Origin of the sequence: Rhizobium metallidurans, assembly GCF_014196505.1 — a bacterium.
Classification (GTDB): Bacteria; Pseudomonadota; Alphaproteobacteria; order Rhizobiales; family Rhizobiaceae; genus Rhizobium; species Rhizobium metallidurans.
In genome coordinates this window covers 169,799-192,847 of record NZ_JACIDW010000005.1, presented here as the reverse complement: position 1 = coordinate 192,847, position 23,049 = coordinate 169,799, and the positions used below count along the sequence as shown (strand labels likewise).

Annotated in this window: 17 protein-coding genes; 7 read left to right on the top strand and 10 right to left on the bottom strand. The window is 62.7% G+C overall.

Going from position 1 to position 23,049, the window contains the following annotated elements; genetic code table 11:
* Positions 1-4 precede the first annotated feature (4 nt).
* The gene (locus GGQ67_RS11515) at positions 5-1,969 is read right to left on the bottom strand and encodes an acetoacetate--CoA ligase (protein ID WP_183900304.1); all 1,965 of its coding nucleotides are present in this window, start codon (positions 1,967-1,969) and stop codon (positions 5-7) included.
* A gap of 161 nt (positions 1,970-2,130) precedes the next feature.
* On the opposite strand from GGQ67_RS11515, the gene GGQ67_RS11510 reads away from it, so the two are divergent.
* Positions 2,131-4,026, top strand: coding sequence for an AsmA family protein (locus tag GGQ67_RS11510; protein ID WP_183900303.1), 1,896 nt, complete (start codon positions 2,131-2,133; stop codon positions 4,024-4,026).
* Here GGQ67_RS11510 and GGQ67_RS11505 read toward each other — a convergent pair whose 3' ends face one another.
* The 5 genes from GGQ67_RS11505 to GGQ67_RS11485 form a co-directional block, all read right to left on the bottom strand.
* Positions 4,027-4,845: an ABC transporter permease gene (locus tag GGQ67_RS11505; RefSeq protein ID WP_183900302.1), complete on the bottom strand. Its 819-nt coding sequence runs from the start codon at positions 4,843-4,845 to the stop codon at positions 4,027-4,029.
* 3 nt (positions 4,846-4,848) lie between these two features.
* Positions 4,849-5,760, bottom strand: coding sequence for an ABC transporter permease subunit (locus GGQ67_RS11500; RefSeq protein ID WP_183900301.1), 912 nt, complete (start codon positions 5,758-5,760; stop codon positions 4,849-4,851).
* A gap of 4 nt (positions 5,761-5,764) precedes the next feature.
* Positions 5,765-6,907, bottom strand: a complete 1,143-nt coding sequence (locus GGQ67_RS11495; RefSeq protein ID WP_183900300.1) for an ABC transporter ATP-binding protein — start codon at positions 6,905-6,907, stop codon at positions 5,765-5,767.
* An 81-nt stretch (positions 6,908-6,988) separates the two neighbouring features.
* Entirely contained in the window at positions 6,989-8,086 is a 1,098-nt protein-coding gene (locus tag GGQ67_RS11490) for a polyamine ABC transporter substrate-binding protein (protein ID WP_183900299.1), read from the bottom strand.
* Between the two features lie 142 nt (positions 8,087-8,228).
* On the bottom strand, positions 8,229-9,638 hold the full coding sequence (locus tag GGQ67_RS11485; RefSeq protein WP_183900298.1) for a helix-turn-helix domain-containing protein: 1,410 nt from the start codon (positions 9,636-9,638) through the stop codon (positions 8,229-8,231).
* Positions 9,639-9,833: 195 nt separating this feature from the next.
* On the opposite strand from GGQ67_RS11485, the gene aceA reads away from it, so the two are divergent.
* Both aceA and GGQ67_RS11475 read left to right on the top strand, forming a co-directional pair.
* Positions 9,834-11,123 carry an isocitrate lyase gene (gene aceA / locus GGQ67_RS11480; protein ID WP_183900297.1) on the top strand — a complete coding sequence of 430 codons (1,290 nt, stop codon included), beginning with the start codon at positions 9,834-9,836 and terminating at the stop codon, positions 11,121-11,123.
* A 24-nt stretch (positions 11,124-11,147) separates the two neighbouring features.
* Positions 11,148-11,384 (top strand): SMc00767 family acetate metabolism repressor, encoded by a 237-nt coding sequence (locus tag GGQ67_RS11475; RefSeq protein ID WP_018898479.1) that lies wholly within the window; start codon positions 11,148-11,150, stop codon positions 11,382-11,384.
* Positions 11,385-11,468: 84 nt separating this feature from the next.
* Here GGQ67_RS11475 and GGQ67_RS11470 read toward each other — a convergent pair whose 3' ends face one another.
* From GGQ67_RS11470 to GGQ67_RS11455, 4 genes are all read right to left on the bottom strand, one after another.
* The gene (locus GGQ67_RS11470; protein ID WP_183900296.1) at positions 11,469-13,319 is read right to left on the bottom strand and encodes a methyl-accepting chemotaxis protein; all 1,851 of its coding nucleotides are present in this window, start codon (positions 13,317-13,319) and stop codon (positions 11,469-11,471) included.
* Between the two features lie 193 nt (positions 13,320-13,512).
* Complete coding sequence (locus GGQ67_RS11465; protein ID WP_183900295.1) at positions 13,513-16,041, bottom strand: methyl-accepting chemotaxis protein; 2,529 nt, start codon at positions 16,039-16,041, stop codon at positions 13,513-13,515.
* Between the two features lie 304 nt (positions 16,042-16,345).
* Entirely contained in the window at positions 16,346-16,489 is a 144-nt protein-coding gene (locus GGQ67_RS11460) for a hypothetical protein (RefSeq protein WP_183900294.1), read from the bottom strand.
* Between the two features lie 164 nt (positions 16,490-16,653).
* Positions 16,654-17,787 carry a BaiN/RdsA family NAD(P)/FAD-dependent oxidoreductase gene (locus tag GGQ67_RS11455; RefSeq protein ID WP_246400167.1) on the bottom strand — a complete coding sequence of 378 codons (1,134 nt, stop codon included), beginning with the start codon at positions 17,785-17,787 and terminating at the stop codon, positions 16,654-16,656.
* 174 nt (positions 17,788-17,961) lie between these two features.
* Between GGQ67_RS11455 and GGQ67_RS11450 the strand changes: the two genes are divergently transcribed.
* From GGQ67_RS11450 to pgl, 4 genes are all read left to right on the top strand, one after another.
* Entirely contained in the window at positions 17,962-19,398 is a 1,437-nt protein-coding gene (locus tag GGQ67_RS11450; RefSeq protein WP_183900292.1) for a glutamine synthetase family protein, read from the top strand.
* Between the two features lie 10 nt (positions 19,399-19,408).
* Positions 19,409-20,707: an NAD(P)/FAD-dependent oxidoreductase gene (locus tag GGQ67_RS11445; RefSeq protein WP_183900291.1), complete on the top strand. Its 1,299-nt coding sequence runs from the start codon at positions 19,409-19,411 to the stop codon at positions 20,705-20,707.
* 134 nt (positions 20,708-20,841) lie between these two features.
* A complete protein-coding gene (gene zwf, locus GGQ67_RS11440) occupies positions 20,842-22,317 on the top strand; it encodes a glucose-6-phosphate dehydrogenase (RefSeq protein WP_183900290.1) in 1,476 nt (491 codons plus the stop codon).
* Positions 22,318-22,329: 12 nt separating this feature from the next.
* Positions 22,330-23,028 (top strand): 6-phosphogluconolactonase, encoded by a 699-nt coding sequence (gene pgl, locus GGQ67_RS11435; protein ID WP_183900289.1) that lies wholly within the window; start codon positions 22,330-22,332, stop codon positions 23,026-23,028.
* Positions 23,029-23,049 lie beyond the last annotated feature (21 nt).

Genomic DNA, 23,049 nt, shown 5'->3' with positions numbered 1-23,049 from the left:
TGAATCAGACGCGCAGTTCTTCTATTTTAGAAAACAAATCAAGAGCTTCCGGATTTGCGAGTGCTTCCTTGTTCTTCACCGGCCGGCCGTGCACGATCTCGCGAACGGCGAGCTCGACGATCTTTCCGGACTTGGTGCGTGGAATATCGGCGACCGCGATGATCTTGGCGGGGACGTGACGTGGCGACGCGCCGCTGCGGACTCGCGCTTTGATTGACTTGACCAGTTCATCGGTCAGCGTCACGCCGGATGCCAGACGAACGAAGAGAATGACCCTGACGTCGTCATCCCAGTCCTGGCCGATGCAGAGCGCCTCGGCGACCTCGGGCATCTGCTCGACCTGATTGTAGATCTCCGCCGTGCCGATGCGCACCCCACCCGGATTGAGCGTCGCGTCCGAGCGGCCGTGGATGATGATGCCGTCATGCTCCGTCCATTCGGCGAAATCGCCGTGGCACCAGATATTGTCGAAGCGCTCGAAATAGGCGGCGCGATATTTGGCGCCATCGCCGTCGTTCCAGAACATGACCGGCATCGACGGGAATGCCTTGGTGCAGACCAGCTCGCCCTTTTCGCCGCGCACCGGATGGCCGTCGTCGTCCCATACGTCCATGGCAAGGCCGAGCCCCGGCCCCTGGATTTCGCCGCGCCAGACCGGCTGCATGGGATTGCCCAGCACGAAGCAGGAGACGATGTCGGTGCCGCCGGAGATGGAGGCAAGCTGAATGTCCTCCTTGATGCCCTCATAGACGAAGGTGAAGCCTTCGGGTGACAGCGGTGATCCGGTCGAGGTCATCAGACGCAGGCTGGCGAGATCATGTGAACTGCGTGGCGTGAGGCCGCTCTTGCGCACGGCATCGATGTATTTCGCCGAGGTGCCGAAGACCGCGAACCGTTCTGCCTGCGCGTAATCGAAGAGCACGTTGCCATCGGGCGCGAAGGGCGAGCCGTCGAACAGGCAGAGCGTGGCGCCGACCGCAAGCCCGGATACCAGCCAGTTCCACATCATCCAGCCGCAGGTGGTGAAATAGAAGAGCTTCTCGCCGGCGCCAAGACCGCAGTGCAGACGATGTTCCTTGAGGTGCTGCAGCAGCGTGCCGCCGGCCGAGTGCACGATGCACTTGGGAACGCCGGTGGTGCCCGAGGAAAACAGGATGTAGAGCGGATGCGAGAACGGAAGGCGGGTAAATTCGACCGCGCGGGCGGTATGGCCCTCGACGAAGACGTCCAGCGTTCGAGCGCCCGATACGGCGCGGGCGACATCCTCCGCATTGCCGGCATAATGCACGACGACGGTGGGAATGCCGAGCTTGGCTGCGACCGCGGCCACTTTCTCCCTGATGTCCTGCAGCTTGCCGCCGTACCAGTATGCGTCGCAGGTGACGAACAGCTTCGGCTCGATCTGGCCGAAACGATCGAGCACGCCCTGCTCGCCGAAATCGGGAGAGCAGGATGACCAGATCGCGCCGATCGAGGCGGCGGCAAGCATGAAGGCCACCGTTTCGGGCATGTTCGGCATCATCGCCGCCACGCGATCGCCCGGGCCTATGCCCTCGGCGCGCATTGCCTGCTGCAGCCTCGAAACCAGCGCACGCAGCCTGTCCCAGCTCCAGCGGTCCTGCGCCTTGTCCTCTCCGCGAAAGATGATCGCCTCAGCTGTTCCATCCCCGGCTCCCTCGCCCGAGAGCAGGTTTTCGGCGAAGTTCAGCGTCGCGTCGGGAAAGAAGCGGGCGTCGAGCATGACCGCGTCGTCGACAAGCACGCGCTCGCCGCGCTCTCCCTTGACAGCGCAAAACTCCCAGACCGCCGTCCAGAATCCGCCGCGATCGGCGACCGACCATGCATGCAACTCGCCATAACTGGACAGGGAAAGACCAAAGTCCCGGTTGCACTTCTGCATGAACGCGAAGATGGGGCTGGCTTCGACCGAGGCTCGCGAAGGGATCCAGAGTGGCTTATCGTCACGCATGCAGAACTCCTCTTGTTGCCAACCTATATAACACGCCATGAAGACGGATAAAGGTGGCGGCCAACCAGGCCACCCGGCTATATATTTGCAACCGCCCGGCATTTGATATATCCGGAATTTCAGTACATTAACGGGCAGACGTCGAAAGACTGGCGAAACGCATGGGTACGTCCCGACCACCGCCATGGCGGATAAAAATCAGGCCGGTCAACCGCTGGCTGCCGGGTGTCGCCCGCGTCGCGACGATCTCGCTGCTGGTCTTCCTCGCCGTCTTCGTTTCTCTGCGCGTGGCGGGACCCTACGTGATCTCGACCGGCCTGGTGCGCTCCGGCATGGAGGATTCGCTGTCGCGATGGACGGGCTACAGCGCCGAGATTTCCGGGCGCCCGGTGATCGAGTTCTGGCCGACACCGCGCATCACCATCAACAAGATCACCGTTCGCCAGAAGGATGGCGACAACAAGCTTTTCGGCACGATCGAAAGCATCTCGGCGGAGTTCAGCCTGATCGATGCCTTCAGGGGCAAGGCGAGCTTCCACGATTTCAATATACTGCGGCCCAACCTGCTTTTGACGCGCGAGCGCGATGGCACCATCGACTGGACGGATGAAGGCCAACTGGCCCAGGCAATCATCGGCGCAAGGGAGCAGAACGGCGAGGAAACGCTCGACGCGGCGCTCGACGCCGACATCGGAACGATCACTGTCGAGGATGGCACCCTTGACGTGGCCGATGTCGCCAGCGGCAAGACCTACCGCTTCGACAGCGTCACCGCCGATATCGGCTGGCCGCGCCTGTCGAGCCCGCTCACCGCGGTTCTGATCGCCAGAATGAACGGCCTCGACATCAAGCTGGACTTTTCCTCGCGCAGCCCGCTGCTGGCGTTCGGTGGCAAGAACGCGCCGCTGAAGGCCGCGCTGACCTCGACGCTGGTAACAGCCAAGTTCGATGGCGTGGCGAACATCGCGCGGCTTTTCAACCTGCAGGGCAGCATGTCTCTCGGCATTCCGGACCTTCCGGCATTGCTGACATGGGCCGGGCAAGCGCTGCCGGATGCCGCGACGCTGAAGGCGTTTTCGATCGATAGCGACGTGATCTCGGCGGCAAATGGCTTCCGTTTCGACAATGTCAGCCTGGGCATGAATGGTTCAAGCGCCCGTGGCGCGATGGATGTGAGCTTTATGCCGGGAAAGCGTCCCAAGCTCGGCGGTACGCTGGCCTTCGACCAGATCAACTTCAAATCCCTGTTCGACGCATTTGTGGTCCGGCTTGCCGCCGGCGAGGACCGTGGCGCGCCCGAGGGCGGAGCGTTGCAGGCCCTTGACATCGACCTGCGGCTTTCCGCCAGGCAAGCCGATCTCGTGCCCTTCAAGCTCTCCAATGTCGGCGCCAGCATTATCGTCTCCAGCAACGAAGCACGGTTCGATATCGGCGACAGCCAGTTCGAAGGCGGGGCGCTGACCGCCTATATCGCGGCCAAGCGCGGTGACTTCGACGGCGGCGGCAAGCTGCAGATGTCGATCCGGGGCGCGGATTTCGCCGGCCTGATCGAACGCCTGAACCTGCAGGGTCCGTTGCCGCTGACAACAGGTTCGCTCGACCTCGCAGTCAGCACCGCGCTGCCTATCTGGAAGGCGGGGCCGGCCGACGTGACCGGCAATATCCGTTTCCGCGCACAGGCGGGCTCGTTGCCCGGGTTCGATTCCGATGCGGTGCGCAGCGAAGCGGCGAAGGCGGATTTCTTCTCGCTGAATGCCGTCTCGCATCGGGCCTTCGCGTTCGATCGCTTCGACATCGAGGCCGATCTCGATGACGGGGCGGCGCAAATCCGGCGTGGCCTGATCGAAGGGCCGAAGGAGACGATCACGCTGTCGGGCGTCATTCCCTACAAATCAGGCGGGCTCGCGCTCTCCGGCAAGATCGCCGCGACGGACCCCGCCAACGATGCGGCCTTTCCGGCCCTGCCGTTCTTCGTCGGCGGTTCCTGGCCCGATCCGGTTCTTTCGGCACTGCCGGGCAACCAACAAAAGCAGCAGCAACAGGGCGCTACGAAATAATCATGGCGCGTTCGCCGCTGCCCGCTCATCCCGCTCGCGCTGCACTTCGCGCCGCTTGGTGATGACGGATGCGCAGATGACACCGACCGCGACGATGCCGATCAGGATGGTGCAGACCGCGTTGATCTCGGGCGTGACGCCGAGACGCACCTGGCTGTAGATTTTCATCGGCAGGGTGGTGGCGCCCGGTCCCGACGTGAAGCTCGCGATGACGAGATCGTCGAGCGACAGGGTGAAAGCGAGAATCCAGCCCGATGCCACGGCGGGCGCTATGATCGGCAGCGTGATCTCGAAGAAGGTGCGGACCGGCGGCGAGCCGAGATCGAGCGCCGCTTCCTCGATCGACCGGTCGAAGCTCAGCAGGCGCGACTGCACGACGACGGCGACGAAGCACATGGTGAGCGTCGTATGCGCCAGCGCGATGGTCCAGAAGCCGCGGTCGAAACCGATCGCCACGAAGAGCAGCAGCAGCGACAGGCCGGTGATGACCTCGGGCATGACCAGTGGCGCGTAGACCATGCCGGAAAACAGCATGCGGCCGCGAAAGCGGGTGTAGCGGACCAGCGTGATGGCGGCGAGCGTGCCGAGGACGGTCGCGGCGGTGGCCGAGAGAACGCCGACCCTGAGCGTCACCCAGGCGGCATCGAGCAGCGCCTGGTTATTGAAGAGCGAGACGTACCACTTGGTCGAGAAGCCGCCCCACACGGTGACGAGCTTGGATTCGTTGAACGAGAAGATGACGAGCAGCACGATCGGCAGATAGAGGAAGGCGAAGCCGAGAACGACCGAGACGACGTTGAAGCGGGTCCATTTCATCATGGCCTATCTCCCCTGCTCGTCGGCCTTGGCCTGCACATTCTGGAAGAACACGATGGGGATCACCAGAATGAGGAGCAGGATGGTGGCCACGGCCGAGGATACCGGCCAGTCGCGGTTGGAATTGAACTCGTTCCACAGCGTCTTGCCGATCATCAGCGTCTGCGATCCGCCGAGCAGATCGGGGATGACGAACTCGCCGACGGCGGGAATGAAGACCAGCATGCAGCCGGCGACGACACCCGGCAGCGACAGGGGGAAAGTGACGCGCCAGAAGGCCGATATGGGCGGGCAGCCGAGATCCTGCGCCGCCTCGATCAACGTGCCGTCCATCTTCTCCAGCGAGGAATAGAGCGGCAGCACCATGAAGGGCAGATAGGAATAGACGATGCCGATATAGACCGCGATGTTGGTATTGAGGATGATCAGCGGACTGTCGATGATGTTCAGCGAGATCAGTAGCTGGTTCAGCAGCCCTTCCGGTTTCAGGATGGCGATCCAGGCGTAGACGCGGATCAGGAAGCTTGTCCAGAACGGCAGGATGACCAGCATCAGCAGCGTCGGCCGGATGCTGCGCGGCGCATTCGCCATGCCATAGGCGATCGGATAGGCGATCAACAGCGTCAGCAGCGTCGAGATGCCGGCGATGGTGACGCTGGAGACATAGGCGTTGAAATAGAGCGGGTCGTCGATCAGGTAGCTGTAATTGTCGAAGGAGAAGGTGGCGATCTTGTCCCATACGTCCGCCCAGCTGTCGGAGAATGAGAAGGCCGGATCATAGGGCGGCATGGCGATCGCCGTCGTCGACAGCGAAATGCGGAAAACGATGAAGAACGGCGCCAGAAAGAAGAGCAGCAGCCAGACGTATGGAATGATGATGACGAGGCGGTTGTAGACCGATGATCCGAGCTTGCCCATAGCATCAATCCTTCAACAGAACGCCGGCGTCCTCGGCGAAGGTGACCCAGACTTCCTGATCGTAGACGAAGGGATCATCGACCGCGCGCTGCGCGTTCAGCGACGACGCCTTGACGACCTTGCCGCTTTTCAGCTTCACATGGAAGACGGTCATGTCGCCGAGATAGCCGATGTCCCAGAGCTCGCCCGAGGCGGCGTTGATGCGGGGATTGGCCGGCGGCGTGCGGCTGACCCTCAGCTTTTCGGGGCGGATGGCGAACCCGGCGGTGCTGCCGACGGCCAGGGGCTCGGCGCCCGACAGCCTGATGGTCAGGTTCTCGTCGACAGACATCTCGACGCCGTTGGCATTAGACGCCGTGACCTTGCCGTCGAAAATGTTCACGTCGCCGATGAAATCGGCCACGAAGCGGCAGTTGGGCGCCTCGTAGATCTCGGCCGGCGTCGCCACCTGGACGACCTTGCCGTGGCTCATGACCGCGATACGGTCGGCCATGGTCATCGCCTCTTCCTGGTCGTGGGTGACGACGACGAAGGTGAGACCGAGGTTCTGCTGCAGGTCCATCAGCTCGAACTGGGTTTCCTCGCGCAGCTTCTTGTCGAGCGCGCCAAGCGGTTCGTCCAGCAGCAGCACCTTCGGGCGCTTGGCAAGCGAGCGGGCGAGCGCCACGCGCTGGCGCTGGCCGCCGGAAAGCTGGTTCGGCTTGCGGGAAGCGAATTTCTCCAGCTTCACCATCTTCAGCATCTGCAGCACGCGTTCGCCGATCTCGTCCTTGCCCATGCCATCCTGGCGGAGGCCGAAGGCGATGTTCTTTTCGACCGTCATGTGCGGGAAGAGCGCGTAGGACTGGAACATCATGTTGACGGGCCGCTTGTAGGGCGGGGTTCCGGCAAGGTCCGTGCCGTCGAGGATGATCTCGCCCGAGGTCGGCTGCTCGAAACCGGCCAGCATGCGCAGCAGCGTGGACTTGCCGCAACCCGAAGCGCCGAGCAGCGCGAAGAACTCACGGTGGTAGATATTGAGCGACAGGTCGTCGACGGCGGTGAAATCACCGAAGCGCTTGGTGACGTTCTTGACCGAGATGAACGGCTTGGCGGCCGGATCGGCCCAAGGCGCAAAGGAACGGCGAATATTGCCGAGTGACTTCATGATTTTTCCCCGAAAACTGACCTGATCCGATGCGCCACGAAAAGAAATGCCCGAACCTGATGGTTCGGGCAGATCAGTGCATTACTGACCGGTGACGACCGTCGTCCACAGTCGCGTCACGGCACGCTGCGCTTTCGCATCAAGCGGCGGGACGGTGAAGAGCTTCGCCATGACCTCCGGCGTCGGATAGATTGCCGTGTCGTCGATCACCGCCTTGTCCAGGAGCGGCTGCGAGGCCTTGTTGCCGTTGGCGTAGAAGACGTAGTTCGATGCCTTGGCGGCAACCTCGGGCTTCATCATGTAGTTGATGAAAGCGTGCGCTTCCTCGACATGCTGCGCATCCTTCGGGATACCGAAGACGTCGAAGAAGATCTGCGCGCCCTGGTTCGGCACCGAGTAATCGACCTTGACGCCGGCATTGGCTTCGGTGGCGCGGTCGCGGGCCTGGAAGACGTCGCCGGAGAAGCCGAGCGCGATGCAGATGTCGCCATTGGCAAGCGCGCTGATGTATTCCGACGAGTGGAACTTGCGCACGTAGGGGCGAACGGACAGCAGCACTTCCTGCGCCTTCTTCAGGTCTTCGGTCTTCGTGCTGTTCGGATCGAGACCGAGATAGGCGAGCACGGAGGGGATGACGTCGGTCGGAGAGTCCAGCATGTAGATGCCGCAATCCTTGAGCTTGGCGGCCTTGGCGGGATCGAAGAGCGCATCCCAATTGGGCTTCTCATCGGTGCCGAGCGCCGCCTTCACCTTGTCGACATTGTAGCCGATACCCGTGGTGCCCCACATGTAATCGACGCTGTACTCATTGCCCGGATCGAAGGAAGCGACGCCCTTCATCACCACGTCCCACATGTTGACGAGGTTTGGCAGCTTCGACTTGTCGAGCTTCTGATAGACGCCGGCGGCGATCTGGCGCTGCATGAAGGAGACGGTCGGCACCACGACGTCGTAGCCCGTGCCGCCGGCCAGAAGCTTGGCTTCCAGCGTCTCGTTGCTGTCGAAGGTGTCGTAGACCACCTTGATGCCGGTTTCCTTGGTGAAATCCTCGAGGATGGAACTGTCGATGTAATCGGACCAGTTGTAGACGTTGACGACGCGATCATCGGCAACGGACGGCGTGGCCGAAAGCCCCGCCACGAGAGCTGTGGCCGCGAGCTTAACGAGAATTGACCTCATGCTATCTCCTGCTTTTTGTTTGGGCATCGTTTTCCGCGGCTGCCCTCCCTCTGGTTTTGGTTGCAGACTAGAAAGGATTTCCGAAGCCGACAAGCGCAAAATCCTGCACTCTCAATGATTTCGCCCTGACGAGACACAGTAGCTAGACGTCGAAGCTGCTGAGGCCCGAGACCATCTCATCGAGCCCCAGCGGCCTCGTGACGGGCGGCTCGGCGCGCGAGAGACAGCCGCGCCTTTCGCAAAGACGACAGCCGGAGCCCGCCGTGATCGCCTTTTGCGTGGAGACCGCCTGACCGTAGACCGTTCCCTCACCGGCCGAGGCATCACAACCGACGAGAAGCGCGGTGCGGCGGACGCGCTCCCCGAACGGCGCGTTCGGTCCCTCCAGCGTTCGCGATATGGTGAGATAGCGGGCACCGTCCGGCATCTCGACCGTCTCGGCCAGAATCTGCCCGGGCTGGAGGAGCGCGACATGAACGTTGAGCTTCGGACAGTCGCCGCCGAAGCGCCGATGCGGGAAGCCCTGCGATCCGGCGCGCCGCAGCCGGTGGCCGGCGCCGTCGATTTCCATCGTGAAGAAGGCGACCGCCGAGGCGCCGGGGCGCTGCAGCATGGTCAGCCGGGTTGCGGCCTGCGCGAAGGAGACGTTGAAGCGGACGCGCAGGATATCGATGTCGTAGAAAGCCGCCTGGGCAGCGGCGAGGAAGGGCGCGTAGGGCATCGTCAGCGCCAGTGCCGCATAGCGCGCGAGCTCGAAGCGGGCGATGCGCCTCGCCTCCTCGGCGGACAGCATCAGGCCTTCGAGCTCGCCCAGGATCGCCTCGCGCAGCGCCAGCGTCGCGACTTCGATGGCGATCTCCTGCGCCTGATCGGCCGGCGACAGGCGCTCGGAAATGAACAGCCGCATGGAGTGACGATCGAAACGGCGGCGCAGATCCGGCATGACGTGGATGGGCAGAACGCGAACGCCGATGCCGCGCTCGGCGCGCAGCCACTCCTTGAACGTCGAGATGATATCGCGGGGATCGGCGAGCGCATGCAGGAACGCCTCGGCCGCCGTCTCGATGCGCGGGAAATAGGCCGAGCGGCGTTCCAGCACATCGCGCACCTCATCGGCCGGCAGCCGCGCGCCCGACAGCGGCACCTGCCCCTCGCCGGCGCTGAGCAAGGTTAGATCGGAGAGGCGCGCGGCCTGCTCCTTGTAGGCGCGGTAGAGCTTGATGACGCCACTTGCCGCATTAGGCGCCGCTTCCGCGACTTCGACCAGTTCCTGATCGCCCGGCAGCTCGCCGGATAACAGCGGATCGGCGAAGACTTCCTTCAACTGGCCCAAGCTGCCGCCGCTTTCGGCGCGCAGCTCCTCCAGATCGACCTTGTAGACCGCCGCAAGCTTCAGCAGCAGCTGGACGGTCAGCGGGCGCTGGTTGCGCTCGATCAGATTGAGATAGGACGGCGAGATCTCCAGCGCCCCGGCCATGGCCGCCTGCGTGACGCCGAGACCGTTTCGGATGCGGCGAACCCTGGGACCGGCAAACACCTTGCGCTCAGCCATGTGACAATCCTTTACAGAGTATCCGGGTCACAGAATTTACAAAACTTGACAAATTTACTGACGCAACTTGTCACGTTCTTTGCATCGCGACCCCTATTCCATCGCACTTCTCCAGATAACTCTGGCCATTTCCTGCTGACTTGTAAATCCTGTCAATCAGCCAGACCGGCCATGATGTTATGCAGGGAGGAAGACATGACAGATTTTGACAAGCTCCACCGGAATATTCCCGCCAACCGCTTTGCCGGCATCGAACGCCCTTATTCGGCCGATGATGTGCGACGGCTGCGCGGATCGGTCGAGCTTCGTTACTCGCTCGCAGAAATGGGCGCCAACCGCCTCTGGCAGCTGCTGCATCAGGACGACTTCGTCAACGCACTCGGCGCGCTTTCCGGCAACCAGGCCATGCAGATGGTCCGCGCCGGGCTGAAGGCGATCTATCTCTCGGGGTGGCAGGTCGCGGCCGATGCCAACACGGCGTCGGCGATGTATCCCGATCAGTCGCTTTACCCTGCCAATGCCGGGCCGGAGCTTGCCAAGCGGATCAACAGAACGCTGCAGCGCGCCGACCAGATCGAGACCTCGGAAGACAAGGAGCTTTCGGTCGATACCTGGTTCGCGCCTATTGTCGCCGATGCGGAAGCCGGGTTCGGCGGGCCGCTCAACGCCTTCGAGATCATGAAGGCCTATATCGAAGCCGGTGTCGCGGGGGTCCATTTCGAGGACCAGCTGGCGTCGGAAAAGAAATGCGGCCATCTCGGCGGCAAGGTTCTGATCCCGACCGCCGCCCATATCCGCAACCTCGATGCCGCGCGCCTTGCCGCCGACGTCATGGGGGTGCCGACACTCGTCATCGCCCGCACCGACGCGGAAGCCGCCAAGCTCCTGACCTCCGATATCGACGAGCGCGACCAGCCCTTCGTCGATTACGATGCCGGCCGCACGGTCGAGGGCTTCCATCAGGTCCGCAACGGGCTGGAGCCCTGCATCGCGCGTGCCGTCGCCTACGCGCCGCATTGCGACCTGGTCTGGTGCGAGACCTCGAAACCGGATCTGGAGCAGGCAAGACGGTTCGCCGAGGGCGTGCACAAGGTGCATCCGGGCAAATTGCTCGCCTACAACTGCTCGCCGTCGTTCAACTGGAAAAAGAACCTCGACGACGCGACGATCGCCAGGTTCCAGCGCGAGCTTGGAGCCATGGGCTACAAGTTCCAGTTCATCACGCTGGCAGGCTTCCACCAGCTGAACTTCGGCATGTATGAGCTCGCCCGTGGCTACAGGGACCGGCAGATGGCCGCCTATTCGGAACTGCAGCAGGCGGAATTCGCGGCCGAAGTAAACGGCTACACGGCGACCAAGCACCAGCGCGAAGTCGGCACCGGCTATTTCGACGCCGTGTCGATGGCGATATCAGGCGGCCGGTCCTCGACCACCGCGATGCGGGAATCCACCGAACACGCACAGTTCAAGCCGGCAGCCGAGTAACGTCAACCGAAGGAGGAGAAAGCCATGCCCACGCTTGCACGCGTCAAGGAACGCGCCGAGGAACAATCCACCAGCATGACGCCGGATCAGCAAGGCATGATCCGCATGCTCGCCAACGACCTGCACCGGCTGAACCAGTCGGTCATGAAGGCGGTCGATGCCGGCGTTTCGGTCGAGATCGTCCGCTCGGCCCGCCATCACGGCGGCGATGGCAACTGGGGGGATCTGTTGATCCCGGTCATCGTCGCGGGCCGGAGCTGACCAGCCCCAAATCCGCCCTGTTCCGAACGAAAAAGGGCCGCCCGACGGGCGACCCTTCGATGATGAAACCTGACAGCAAGGCGATCAGGCGGCGTCGCGCATACGAACCTGCTGCGGGGCCGAAGACGCATCGATGCGGAACTGCTGGATCAGCGACATGAGCGCGTCGGCTTCGCTTGCCAGCTGGCGGCTCTGGCCGGTCGTATCTTCGACCATCGCCGCGTTCTTCTGCGTCATCTGATCCATCGCGTTGACGGAGCTGTTGACTTCCTGCAGGGCCGCCGACTGGTCGGCGCTGGCGGTGGCGATGGTCTCGACGTGCTTGCTGATCGCGATAATCTCGCTGCTGATCGAGGCGAGAACCGCCCCCGTCTTCTGCACGAGACCGGAGCCAGCCGCGACTTCCCTGGTCGAGGTCTCGATCAGGCTCTTGATCTCACGCGCGGCATCGGCCGAGCGCTGAGCGAGTTCGCGCACTTCCATGGCGACGACGGCAAAGCCCTTGCCGGCCTCACCGGCGCGTGCCGCCTCGATGCCCGCGTTCAGCGCCAGAAGGTTGGTCTGGAAGGCGATGTCGTCGATGACCTCGATGATCTGTTCGATCTGCTTGGAGGCTGCTTCGATGCGGTCCATCGCGGCGACGGTATCGCCGACCACGACACTCGAGCTGTCCGCCGTCTTCTTGGTGACGATGACGGCGCTGTTTGCCTCGCGGGCGCGTTCGGCCGACGAGCGGACGGTAACGGTGATTTCCTCGACGGCCGCGGCGGTTTCCTCCAGGCTGGCGGCCTGCGCCTCGGTGCGCTTGGAAAGCTCGTCAGCCGATGCGAGCATGGAGCCGGAATTGCGGTGGATGGTCGTCGCGTTGTCGCGGATGCGCGAGAGCGTATCCTGCAGGCGTTCGAGCGAGGCGTTGAAATCCACCCGCAGCTGCTCGAGCCGGCCGACGAACGGGGTGCTGATCATTTCCGAGACGTCGCCACGCGACAGGCGGCCGAGGCCGGCGGCGAGTTCACTGACGGCAAACTGGATCTGATCGTCGAGCGTGCGCTTTTCGGCGTCGTTGCGGCTGCGTTCCTCGTCGCTCAGGGCGCGCTGCTCGGCCGCCTGCGTTTCCAGCGTGAGCCGGGCGCGGGCGCCGTCCTGGAACAGGGCCAGCGCCTTGCCGATCGCGCCGAACTCGTTCTCCTTGTCGGTGCAGGGGATCTTCGTATCGAGATTGCCCGAGGAGATCGTGTTGATGGCGCCTGTCAGGGTTTCGAGCGGGCGGATCGTGGCGCGGATCGCGACATAGGCGATGATGCCGACGATCAGCAGGACGGCGAGACCAACGCCGACGACCAGGGTCAGGAGCTGCTGCAGGCTGCTGTAGTAGACTTCCATCGGGATGCCGATAAAGAGGACGCCGACGGTGGAGCCCGCGCTGCTCTTGACCGGGAAATATCCGGTCATGAACTTCTTGCCGAAGAGATCGGCCGGGCCGTAATAGGCTTCACCCTTGGCAAGAGCCGCCTGCGCCGGATGATCGGCGGCGAGCTTGGTGCCAACGGCGCGCTCGCCGTTTTCCTTCTTCACGTTCGTCGAGACGCGGACATAGTCGCCGCCCTGACGCTCGAACACCGTGGCGTAGCCGGCGATGGAAGCGGCGGTGCGATCGACAAGGGCGTGGTCGCCGAGCGACGATGGCAGCTTCTCTTCGCTAACGGCGACGAGCTTGTTGTCGCGAACATCGACCTTCGCCGCCGGATCGCCGGCCGCGTAGAGCACCGCCATGGCGCGGCTGGCGTCCTTGGCGTCGGTGACCGCGCTGGTCATGACATACGCGCCAAGATTGTAGTATGTTACAGAAACAATCGAAGCCGTGCTGAAGACAAGAAGAGCAATCGTAATCGCGACGATTTGCCGGACAATAGAAGCTGAGAAGAAATGAAGCATAGAAACACCCCTGACGTATAATCCGGGGCGAAATTAATCGGAAAGTTTTAAGATAAATTGCAGCGAAACTGACGAATATCATGCTTTGAGCAGCAAGAATGCACGGGTAATTTCCTGCATCCGCCCACTGAACGACATGCAAATGGCTCCGTTTCCGGAGCCATCGCATGTTTTTCGAATATGATGGGCGCGATCAGGCGGCGCGGTAGACCCGCTCCTGGCTGCCGCTATCGATCTTGAACTGTCTGACGAGTTGGAGCAGAGCGTCGGCCTCGTTGGCAAGCTCGCGGCTGGCGGCCGTGGTCTCCTCGACCATCGCGGCGTTCTGCTGGGTCATCTGGTCCATCTGGTTGACGGTCGTGTTGACCTCCTGCAGCGCGCCGGACTGATCGTGGCTGGCGCGGGCGATGACTTCGACATGCTCGCTGATGGCGACGATCTGGGTGCTGATCTTCGCCAGGACCGTGCCGGTCTGCTGCACGAACTGCGAACCGGAGTTTACCTCGTTGGTCGACTTGTTGATCAGCCCCTTGATCTCCTGGGCCGCGGCAGCGGAGCGCTGCGCCAGTTCGCGGACTTCCATGGCGACCACGGCAAAGCCCTTGCCTGCCTCACCTGCGCGCGCGGCCTCGATACCGGCGTTCAATGCCAGAAGGTTGGTCTGGAAGGCGATCTCGTCGATGACGCCGATGATCTGTTCGATCTGATGCGAGGCTTCCTCGATGCGGCCCATCGCGTCGATCGCGTTGCTGACGACGGTGGCGGAGTCGTCGGCGCTGCGCTTGGCCTGGCGCACGACCTGATCGGCCTCCTTTGCGCGCTCGGCGGACGAGCGCACGGTGACGGTGATCTGATCGACGGCGGCGGCGGTCTCTTCCAGCGAAGCGGCCTGGTTTTCGGTGCGCTTGGCGAGATCCTCGGCCGACTGGGCCATCTGGTTGCCGTTGCCCTGGATCATCTCGACGTTGTCGCGGATCTGGCTCATGGTTGCCTGGAGGCGCATCATCGAGCCGTTGAAATCCTGGCGAAGCTGTTCGAGGCGGCCGATGAAGGGCGTGTCGATCGTGGTCGAGATGTCGCCCTGCGACATGCGCTCGAGACCAGATGCAAGCGCGTTGACGGCGAATTCGATCTGGCGGTCCATCTCGCGCTTTTCGGCGTCGTTGCGCTGGCGCTCGTGCTCGGATGCGGCGCGCTCCTCGTCGCTCTGCTCCTCGATACGGATCTTGGAGATGGCGTTTTCCTTGAAGATGCCGAGCGCGCGGGCCATGTCGCCGATTTCGTCATGACGCTGCTCGCCGCTGATGCTGGTGTCGAGCGCGCCATCGGCGATGCGGCGCATCGCCGACGTGATCTGGCCGATCGGCCGCTGCAGGGTCAGCACCAACGCGATGCCGCCGACGACGGACAACAGGATGCCAAGACCGGTGGTGAGAACGGAGATGCCGTTGGCCTGGGTGCGTTCGGCGCCGGCGGTCTGCTTCTGCAGCTCGGCGAAGGCGGTGAGTTCGCCCCAGACGGCGTTCAGCTGCTGGCGGGCGGAGGCAAAGTCGGCGACGCGCTGGTCGATGGTGGCGACGAGGCTCTCGGCATCCTTGGCCATGGAGGCAAGCGCCGGCGACATCGCCGCGACGATGTCCTCGGCGAAATTCATGCCCTTGGCGCTGGCGAGCAACGTGTTGAGGTTGGTGCCGAGCGTGGCGATTTCCTGCTGCAGGCGGACGCGGTTGTCCTTGTCGGGCTTGGCGGCGAATTCGCCGAGCACCAGCTGCAGCGAATAGATCGCGCTTTCGAGGCGTCGCGTATCTTCCAGTACGGAATTCGTCTGGGCGATGCGGCTGTCGAGCTCGACGAAGGTGGTCGTGGCGGCCCGCATCATCTGCGTCGCCGTCAGCTGGGTGTAGGTCGACATCTGGCGGAAGCGCGAGACCAGGCGTCCGAGATTGGCGATCGCCTCATCGGTGCCGGCGTCGGCGGCGGTCGCCTGCGCCTTCACGTCGCTGATCGTCTGCGACAGCGACTGCGTCATGCTCTTCTGGTTCTGCGGAACGGAAATCTCGATCAGACGCTGGGCTTTCAGGATGCCGGGGAACGCGTCGGTGACGACCTTGAGCTTGTCGGCCGGCAGCTGCGCCTTGCCGAAATCGGCCATCACGGCCGCCAGAGCGTCGCCGCCCTTCAGGAGCCGATCGGCGGCGCGCAGCGTCGCGGTGGCGTTGCCTTCGTCGTTGCGGATATTTTCCTGCAGCTGCTGGGCGTCGTAATTGACGTTGAAGCGGCTGGAGATCATCACCTTCTGGGCTTCGTCGATGGACTTGCGCAGGGCGACTTCCTGTTCGTGCAGGGTCCAGAGCTTGCCGACGGTATCGGAGATGCGCGAGGTTCCATCGGTCGCGGCCTGCAAATTGGCGCGGCCGGCATTGTCGCCGATCTGCTTCAGCGTGGCGTTGAGCGTCGCATGCTGGGTGGCGACATCGGCGTAAAGCTTGTCGCGTGCTTCCTCGTTGGTCACACGCAGAAAGTCATCCATGGAGCCGAAGAGATCCTTGAAGCCGCTCAGCGACTGAAGGACGCTGTTGGAGATCTCCATTCGGCCCTGAAGCAGGCCGGACGCGTAAAGGCCGGTGAAGCCAACTGCGGAAATACTTAAAACAAACGGCAAGACGAAGATAAGGACCTTGGTCTTGATCCTGAAACGGGAAAGAATCCTGTCAATAAACATGCGGGTTCCGGCCTTCCATACACCACTCCTCCCACCGGCGGCGACATCGCGCGTCGGCTGAGTGCATCGAACAATTTGGAACAATGGGGAATCGCGAGCGCATGCTCGGACGGCAATCATTGCCTGTCACGCTCCGCAAGTGCGAAGCGCCCATAAGTCATACTTTAGAGCTTTGCAGAAGATGCGTTAATTTTTATATAAGCTTAAATGGCTGGATATTGCCGCAAGCCATAACGTTCGCGCACGTTTGAAGATGCAAGCGCATCAGCGCACGGCAAGGTCTCGTCCTATTGCGAGGAGGGCCTTAGAGCATCCGTGGCAGGAGCAGCGCCATGACGGCGGCGGCGGCGCTGGCGGCCAGCACGACGTAGCGGATTGCGACAAGCCGTGTATCCGGCTGGGCCTTGGCAATTGCGATGGCGCGGGCGCGTCGTGTGTTCTTGTTCATCTGCAGAACCTCACTTCTGTATGTCACAACAATCCAACAAAAGACTGTGCTCGTAAAGCCTTATTTAGGAAGCCAATTTAAGCACGTCACCGAGACAGGATGGCGCACCCTGCTTAAGAACTCTTGAATCCTGCAACTGGTTTCATCTCTACGAAGAATAGGCTTTATAGACTGTCACCAGCCGCGACGCCCGATGCCCAGGCCCACTGGAAATTGTAGCCGCCGAGCCAGCCGGTCACGTCGACGCATTCGCCGATGAAATGAAGGCCGGGGACGGTCTTGGCCTGCATGCTGCGGGAATCGAGCGCCGCGGTATCGATACCACCGAGCGTGACTTCGGCCGTGCGATAGCCCTCGGAGCCCGAAGGCTTGATCGTCCAGTTCTGCGCGGCATCGACCAGACGCGCCAGCACCTTGTCGGACATGTCGGCCATGTTGCCGGTGACGCCGGCGCGCTCGGTCAGATATTGCGCCAGGCGCTTGGGTAGCACCTCGCCGAGCGCGGTCTGCGCCGACTGGCGACCGTTCGCCTGCTTTGCCGTCTTAAGATGCGCGAGGAGATCGACGTCCGGTTCGATATCGACGGTGATCTCGTCGCCCTCGCGCCAGTAGGAGGAGATCTGCAGGATGGCCGGGCCGCTCAGGCCGCGATGGGTGAAGAGCAGCGCCTCGCGAAACGCCGTCTTGCCATGCCTGAGTTCGGCGGGGGCGGCGATCCCCGAGAGCGGCGCGACGCTTTCGAGCAGTTGCGGGTCGAGCGTCAGCGGCACGAGGCCGGGACGGGTTTCGATCATGGGCAAGCCGAACTGTTCGGCGATGCGATAGGCGAAACCGGTCGCGCCCATCTTCGGTATCGACTTGCCGCCGGTCGCGATCACCAGCGACGTTGCGAGATACTCGCCCTCGGAGGTCGAGACGCGAAAGCCGTCTTCGGTCTTTTCGACAGCGACGATCTCGGTGCGCAGCTCGAGCCTCGCGCCAGCCGCCTGCATCTCGTCCAGCAGCATGCGGATGATGTCCTTGGCGCTGTCATCGCAAAACAGCTGGCCCAGCGTCTTCTCATGCCAGGCGATCCTGTGGCGATCGACCATGGCGACGAAGTCCGATGGCGTGAAGCGGGCGAGCGCCGACTTCATGAAATGCGGATTGGCCGACAGGAAATTCTTCGGCGAGGCGTGAATATTGGTGAAGTTGCAGCGACCGCCGCCGGAAATGCGGATCTTGTCGCCGGGCGCCTTGGCGTGATCGAGCACGACCACCGAGCGGCCGCGCTGGCCGGCGCGGATGGCGCACATCATGCCGGCGGCGCCCGCGCCTATGACGATTACATCGCTTCTTCGCTGCACGGCCGTTTCCTTCGTCGAAAGGCGCCTTCTTTTTCCATCAATAGGCGAAAGTCAACGTGCGTCCCCCCTCGCCAATTGCCAAACTCCGGTTATTATGGCTGCAAGATCAACGTAAACCGGTGTGTCATGTCCCCAAAAAAGACGACGCTGAAACCTGCCAAGAACGTTCCCGCCTCGAAGAAATCCCCCCCGGACCCTGGATATCTTCGCGGCGTGGCCTCCTGGAAGGAAGCAGCGCAGTTCTTGCGGGCACGCGGGATCGAAGACATCGAATGCATCACGCCCGATCTGGCCGGCGTGCCACGCGGCAAGATGATGCCGAGTTCGAAATTCACCTCGAACACATCGCTGGCGTTGCCGTCCGCGATCTATCGGCACACGATTTCGGGCGAATATCCCGAGGAAACCGAAAGCTTCCGCTACGAACCGCGCGACAGCGATCTCAAGCTGGTGCCCGACCTTTCGACGCTGTCCGTGGTGCCGTGGGAGACCGATCCGACCGCGCAGGTGATCTGCGACGTCGTCAGCGCCGATGGCCACGAAGTGCCCTATACGCCGCGCAACGTGCTGAAGCAGGTGCTGAAGCTCTATCACGACCGCGGCTGGAAGCCGGTGGTGGCGCCTGAGATCGAGTTCTATCTCGTCGCCAAGAACGACGACCCCGACTATCCGCTGCATCCGCCGAAAGGCCGCTCGGGCCGCGCCATTCTGGGCGGTCAGGGCTATTCGATCGCCGGGATCAACGAGTTCGACGAACTGATCGACGACATCTACCACTTCTCCGAAAAGCAGGGGCTGGAGATCGACACGCTGATCCACGAGGAAGGCCCGGCGCAGCTCGAGATCAACCTGCGCCACGGCAATCCGATCGAGCTTGCCGACCAGGTCTTCATGTTCAAGCGCACGATCCGCGAGGCGGCGATGAAGCATGGCATCTACGCCACCTTCATGGCCAAGCCGATGCAGGGCCAGGCCGGATCGGCGATGCACATCCACCAGTCCGTCATCCACGAGGACACGGGCAAGAACGTATTCTCCAACCCCGATGGCTCGCCCTCCAGGGAGTTCTTCCACTTCATCGGCGGGATGCAGAAATACGTGCCGAGCGCACTCTGCATGCTGGCGCCATACGTCAACTCCTACCGCCGCCTGACGCCCGACATGTCGTGCCCTGTCAACAACGCATGGGGCTACGACAACCGCACGACGGCGTTCCGCGTACCGGTTTCGGACCCGCAGGCGCGGCGCGTCGAGAACCGGCTGCCGAGTTCCGACGCCAACCCCTATCTGGCGCTGGCGGCTTCACTTGCCTGCGGTCTCTTGGGCATCATGAAGGAGATCGAGCCGACGGCGCCGACCGAGGATTCGGCCAACGAAGGCTCGATCGACCTGCCGCGTGGGCTGCTTGAAGCGGTCGCCCTGATGGAGGACGAGCCGGCCTTCGAAGAGGTGTTCGGCCGCGAGTTCATCGGGCTCTATGCCGGTGTCAAGCGCGGCGAGTTCGAGACCTTCATGCAGGTGATCAGCCCGTGGGAACGCGAATTCCTCCTGCTCAACGTGTGAGGATCGCGTCATGACATCCGAACAGAAATGGCAGAGCCCGATCGCGCCCGGCATTTCATGGTATCAGGCCACAGTGGGCGAGCGGCCCACCTATCCTGAACTCGACGGATCGAAGACATGCGACGTCGCCATTATCGGCGGCGGCTATACCGGGCTGCAGGCGGCCTATCATCTCGCCAAGGCGGGCGTGTCGGTGGTGCTCATCGAGGTCTGCCGGTTCGGCGATGGCGCGTCCGGCCGCAATGGCGGGCAGCTCGGCACCGGCCAGCGCTCGTGGCCGGAGGAACTGGAAGAAGAGATCGGCTTCGAGCGATCGAAGGCGCTGTTCGATCTGGCCGAGGACGCCAAGAAGCACCTGCTTGATTTCGCGACCGAGCACCAGATCGATATCGATTTCATGCCGGGCCAGATGAATGTGGCGCACAAGGCGAGCTACGAGAAGGACTTTCGCGCAAATGCGGAGATCGCCGCCAGCCGCTACGGCTACCCGCACGCCACCTTCATGGACAGAGCGGAAACGCAGGAGCGGCTGGGGTCGACGCGCTTTTTCTGCGGCGTGCGCGACACCGGCACCGGCCACATCCACCCGTTGAAGCTCCTGGTCGGGCTGGCGCGGGCGGCGGCGGCTTCCGGCGCTCAGGTCTTCGAAATGACCAAGGCGACGGCGATCCGCCAGGGTGGCGGCAAAGTGACGATCGACACGCCGCGAGGGCGGATCACCGCCGACAAGGCGCTGATCGCCTGCAACGGCTATATCGAAAATCTCGAGCCGATCACCGCAAGCCATGTCATGCCGATCCGCTCCTTCATCGGCGCGACCGTGCCGCTCGGCGAGACATCCACGGTCATTCCGGGCGGCGAGGCCGTCGCCGATTCGCGTTTCGTCGTGCGCTATTTCAGAAAATCCAAGGACGGGCGGCTGCTGTTTGGAGGGCGCGAGGCCTATACGGCCGACAATCCGCGCGATATTTCCGAGCATATCGGCCGCCAGATCGCCGAGATCTATCCGGAACTCGGCAATGTCGAGATCACCCATGCCTGGGGAGGATCGGTCGCCATCACCATGCCGAGGCAGCCTTTCGTGCGCGAGGTTATGCCCGGCGTCACCTCGATCGGCGGCTATTCAGGCCACGGCGTGATGCTTGCCAACTATTGTGGGCGGCTCTACGCCGAGACCGTGATCGGGAAATCCGGCGATCTCGAGCTCTTCAAGGCACTTAAAATCCCGGCCTTCCCCGGTGGTCGGGCGATGCGCGCTCCCCTGCTCTTCCTGGCACTTTCCTGGTTTGCCCTGCGCGACAAGTTTTAGTCAGATTGCGGATTTCCTCACGCGGCTTTTCGATCTAAAACCAGTGCCGGACAAATTCGTTGCAGCGCACACTGGCTTTTTTAAATCGATTAGATTAAAGAGGCCATGAACCAGTCTGATTGAGAGATAGCCTCATGAGCAGCCAAATCATTCCCGTTGAACCTTTCGATTACGTCGTCTTTGGCGGCAGTGGCGACCTTGCCGAGCGCAAGTTGCTGCCGGCCCTCTACCATCGTCAGATCGAAGGCCAGTTCTCCGAGCCGACCCGCATCATCGGCGCTTCCAGAAGCGCGCTGACCCACGAAGAATACCGCAAGTTCGCGCAGGACGCGCTCAAGGAGCACCTGAAGAAGGGCGAGTACAACGAGGCCGAAGTCGCCAAGTTCTGCGAGCGCCTGTACTACGTGCCTGTCGACGCCCGCTCCGACGCCGGTTGGGACCAGCTGAAGAAGCTGCTCGACGAGGGCAAGGACCGCGTGCGCGCCTTCTACCTGGCCGTCGCGCCGGGCATCTTCGGCGACATCTCGCAGAAGATCCACGACCACAAGCTGATCACCAAGTCGACCCGCATCGTCGTCGAGAAGCCGATCGGCCGCGACCTCGCTTCCGCGCTGCAGCTCAACGACACGATCGGCAAGGTCTTCAAGGAAGAGCAGATTTTCCGCATCGACCACTATCTCGGCAAGGAGACGGTGCAGAACCTGATGGCGCTGCGCTTCGCCAACGCCCTCTATGAGCCGCTGTGGAACGCCAACCATATCGACCATGTGCAGATCACCGTTGCCGAATCCGTCGGCCTCGAAGGCCGTGCCGGCTACTACGACACCGCGGGCGCGCTGCGCGACATGGTTCAGAACCACATCATGCAGCTGGTCTGCCTGGTCGCCATGGAAGTCCCGTCCTCGATGGATTCCGAAGCGGTTCGCGACGAGAAGCTGAAGGTGCTGCGCGCGCTGAAGCCCATCGACGCGTCGAATGTCGAGCAGACCACCGTGCGCGGACAGTATCGTGCCGGCGCTTCGGCGGGCGGCCCGGTCAAGGGTTACCTCGAAGAGCTCGAAGGCGGCGTGTCCAACACCGAGACCTTCGTCGCCATCAAGGCCGAGATCAACAACTGGCGCTGGGCTGGCGTTCCCTTCTACATCCGCACCGGCAAGCGTCTTGCCGGCCGCATGTCTGAGATCGTCATCACCTTCAAGTCGATCCCGCACTCTGTCTTCGACCAGTCGGCCGGACGCATCAACCAGAACCAGCTCATCATCCGCCTGCAGCCCGACGAAGGCGTCAAGCAGTCGCTGATGATCAAGGATCCTGGTCCGGGCGGCATGCGCCTGCGCGAGGTTTCGCTCGACATGAGCTTCGCCGATTCCTTCCAGGTTCGTAATCCCGACGCCTACGAGCGCCTGCTGATGGACGTCATCCGTTCGAACCAGACGCTGTTCATGCGCCGCGACGAAGTGGAAGCGGCGTGGCAGTGGGTCGACCCGATCCTCAAGGGTTGGGAATCCACCGGCCAGAAGGTTCAGGGCTACACGGCGGGCACCTGGGGCCCGAGCCAGTCGATCGCGCTCATCGAGCGTGACGGCCGCACCTGGCACGACAACCTCTAAGGATCGAGAGAGATGGCAGCGACCATGCACAATTTTGCCAACGCCGCCGAACTGGCGCGCAACCTTGCCGACAAGGTCGCTGCATCGCTTTCGACGGCCATCGCCAAGAAGGGAACGGCCGAGATCGCCGTTTCCGGCGGCTCGACGCCGAAGGCATTCTTCCAGGAGCTGTCGACGCGCGATCTCGACTGGACGAAGGTGACGATCACCCTCGTCGACGAGCGTTTCGTGCCCGCCGACAATCCGCGCTCGAACCATCTGCTCGTCATCAGCAACCTGTTGCAGAACAAGGCGAAGGCGGCAAAGTTCCAGCCGCTCTACCAGCCGGCGGCAACGGTCGAGGAAGCCGCAAGGCTTTCGACTGTGGCCACGGCTTCGATCGGCAATCCGTTCGACGTCGTCATTTTAGGCATGGGCGGCGACGGTCACACGGCTTCGTTCTTCCCTGGTGGCAGCAATCTTGCTGTCGCGCTCGACCCGAAAACGCCACGCGGCATCATTACCATGGACGCCGAAGGCGCCGGCGAACCACGCCTGACCTTCACCTTCTCAAGCCTGCAGGATGCGGGGCTGCTTGTTCTTCACATCGAAGGCGACGGCAAGAAGGATGTTCTGGCCAAGGCCGAGGGTGCCGGCGACGAAGCGGAGATGCCGATCCGGGCAGTCCTTCGCCGCGCCGCGACGCCGGTCGACATATACTGGGCTCCATAAGCCGACAGGCCCTCGTGGCCG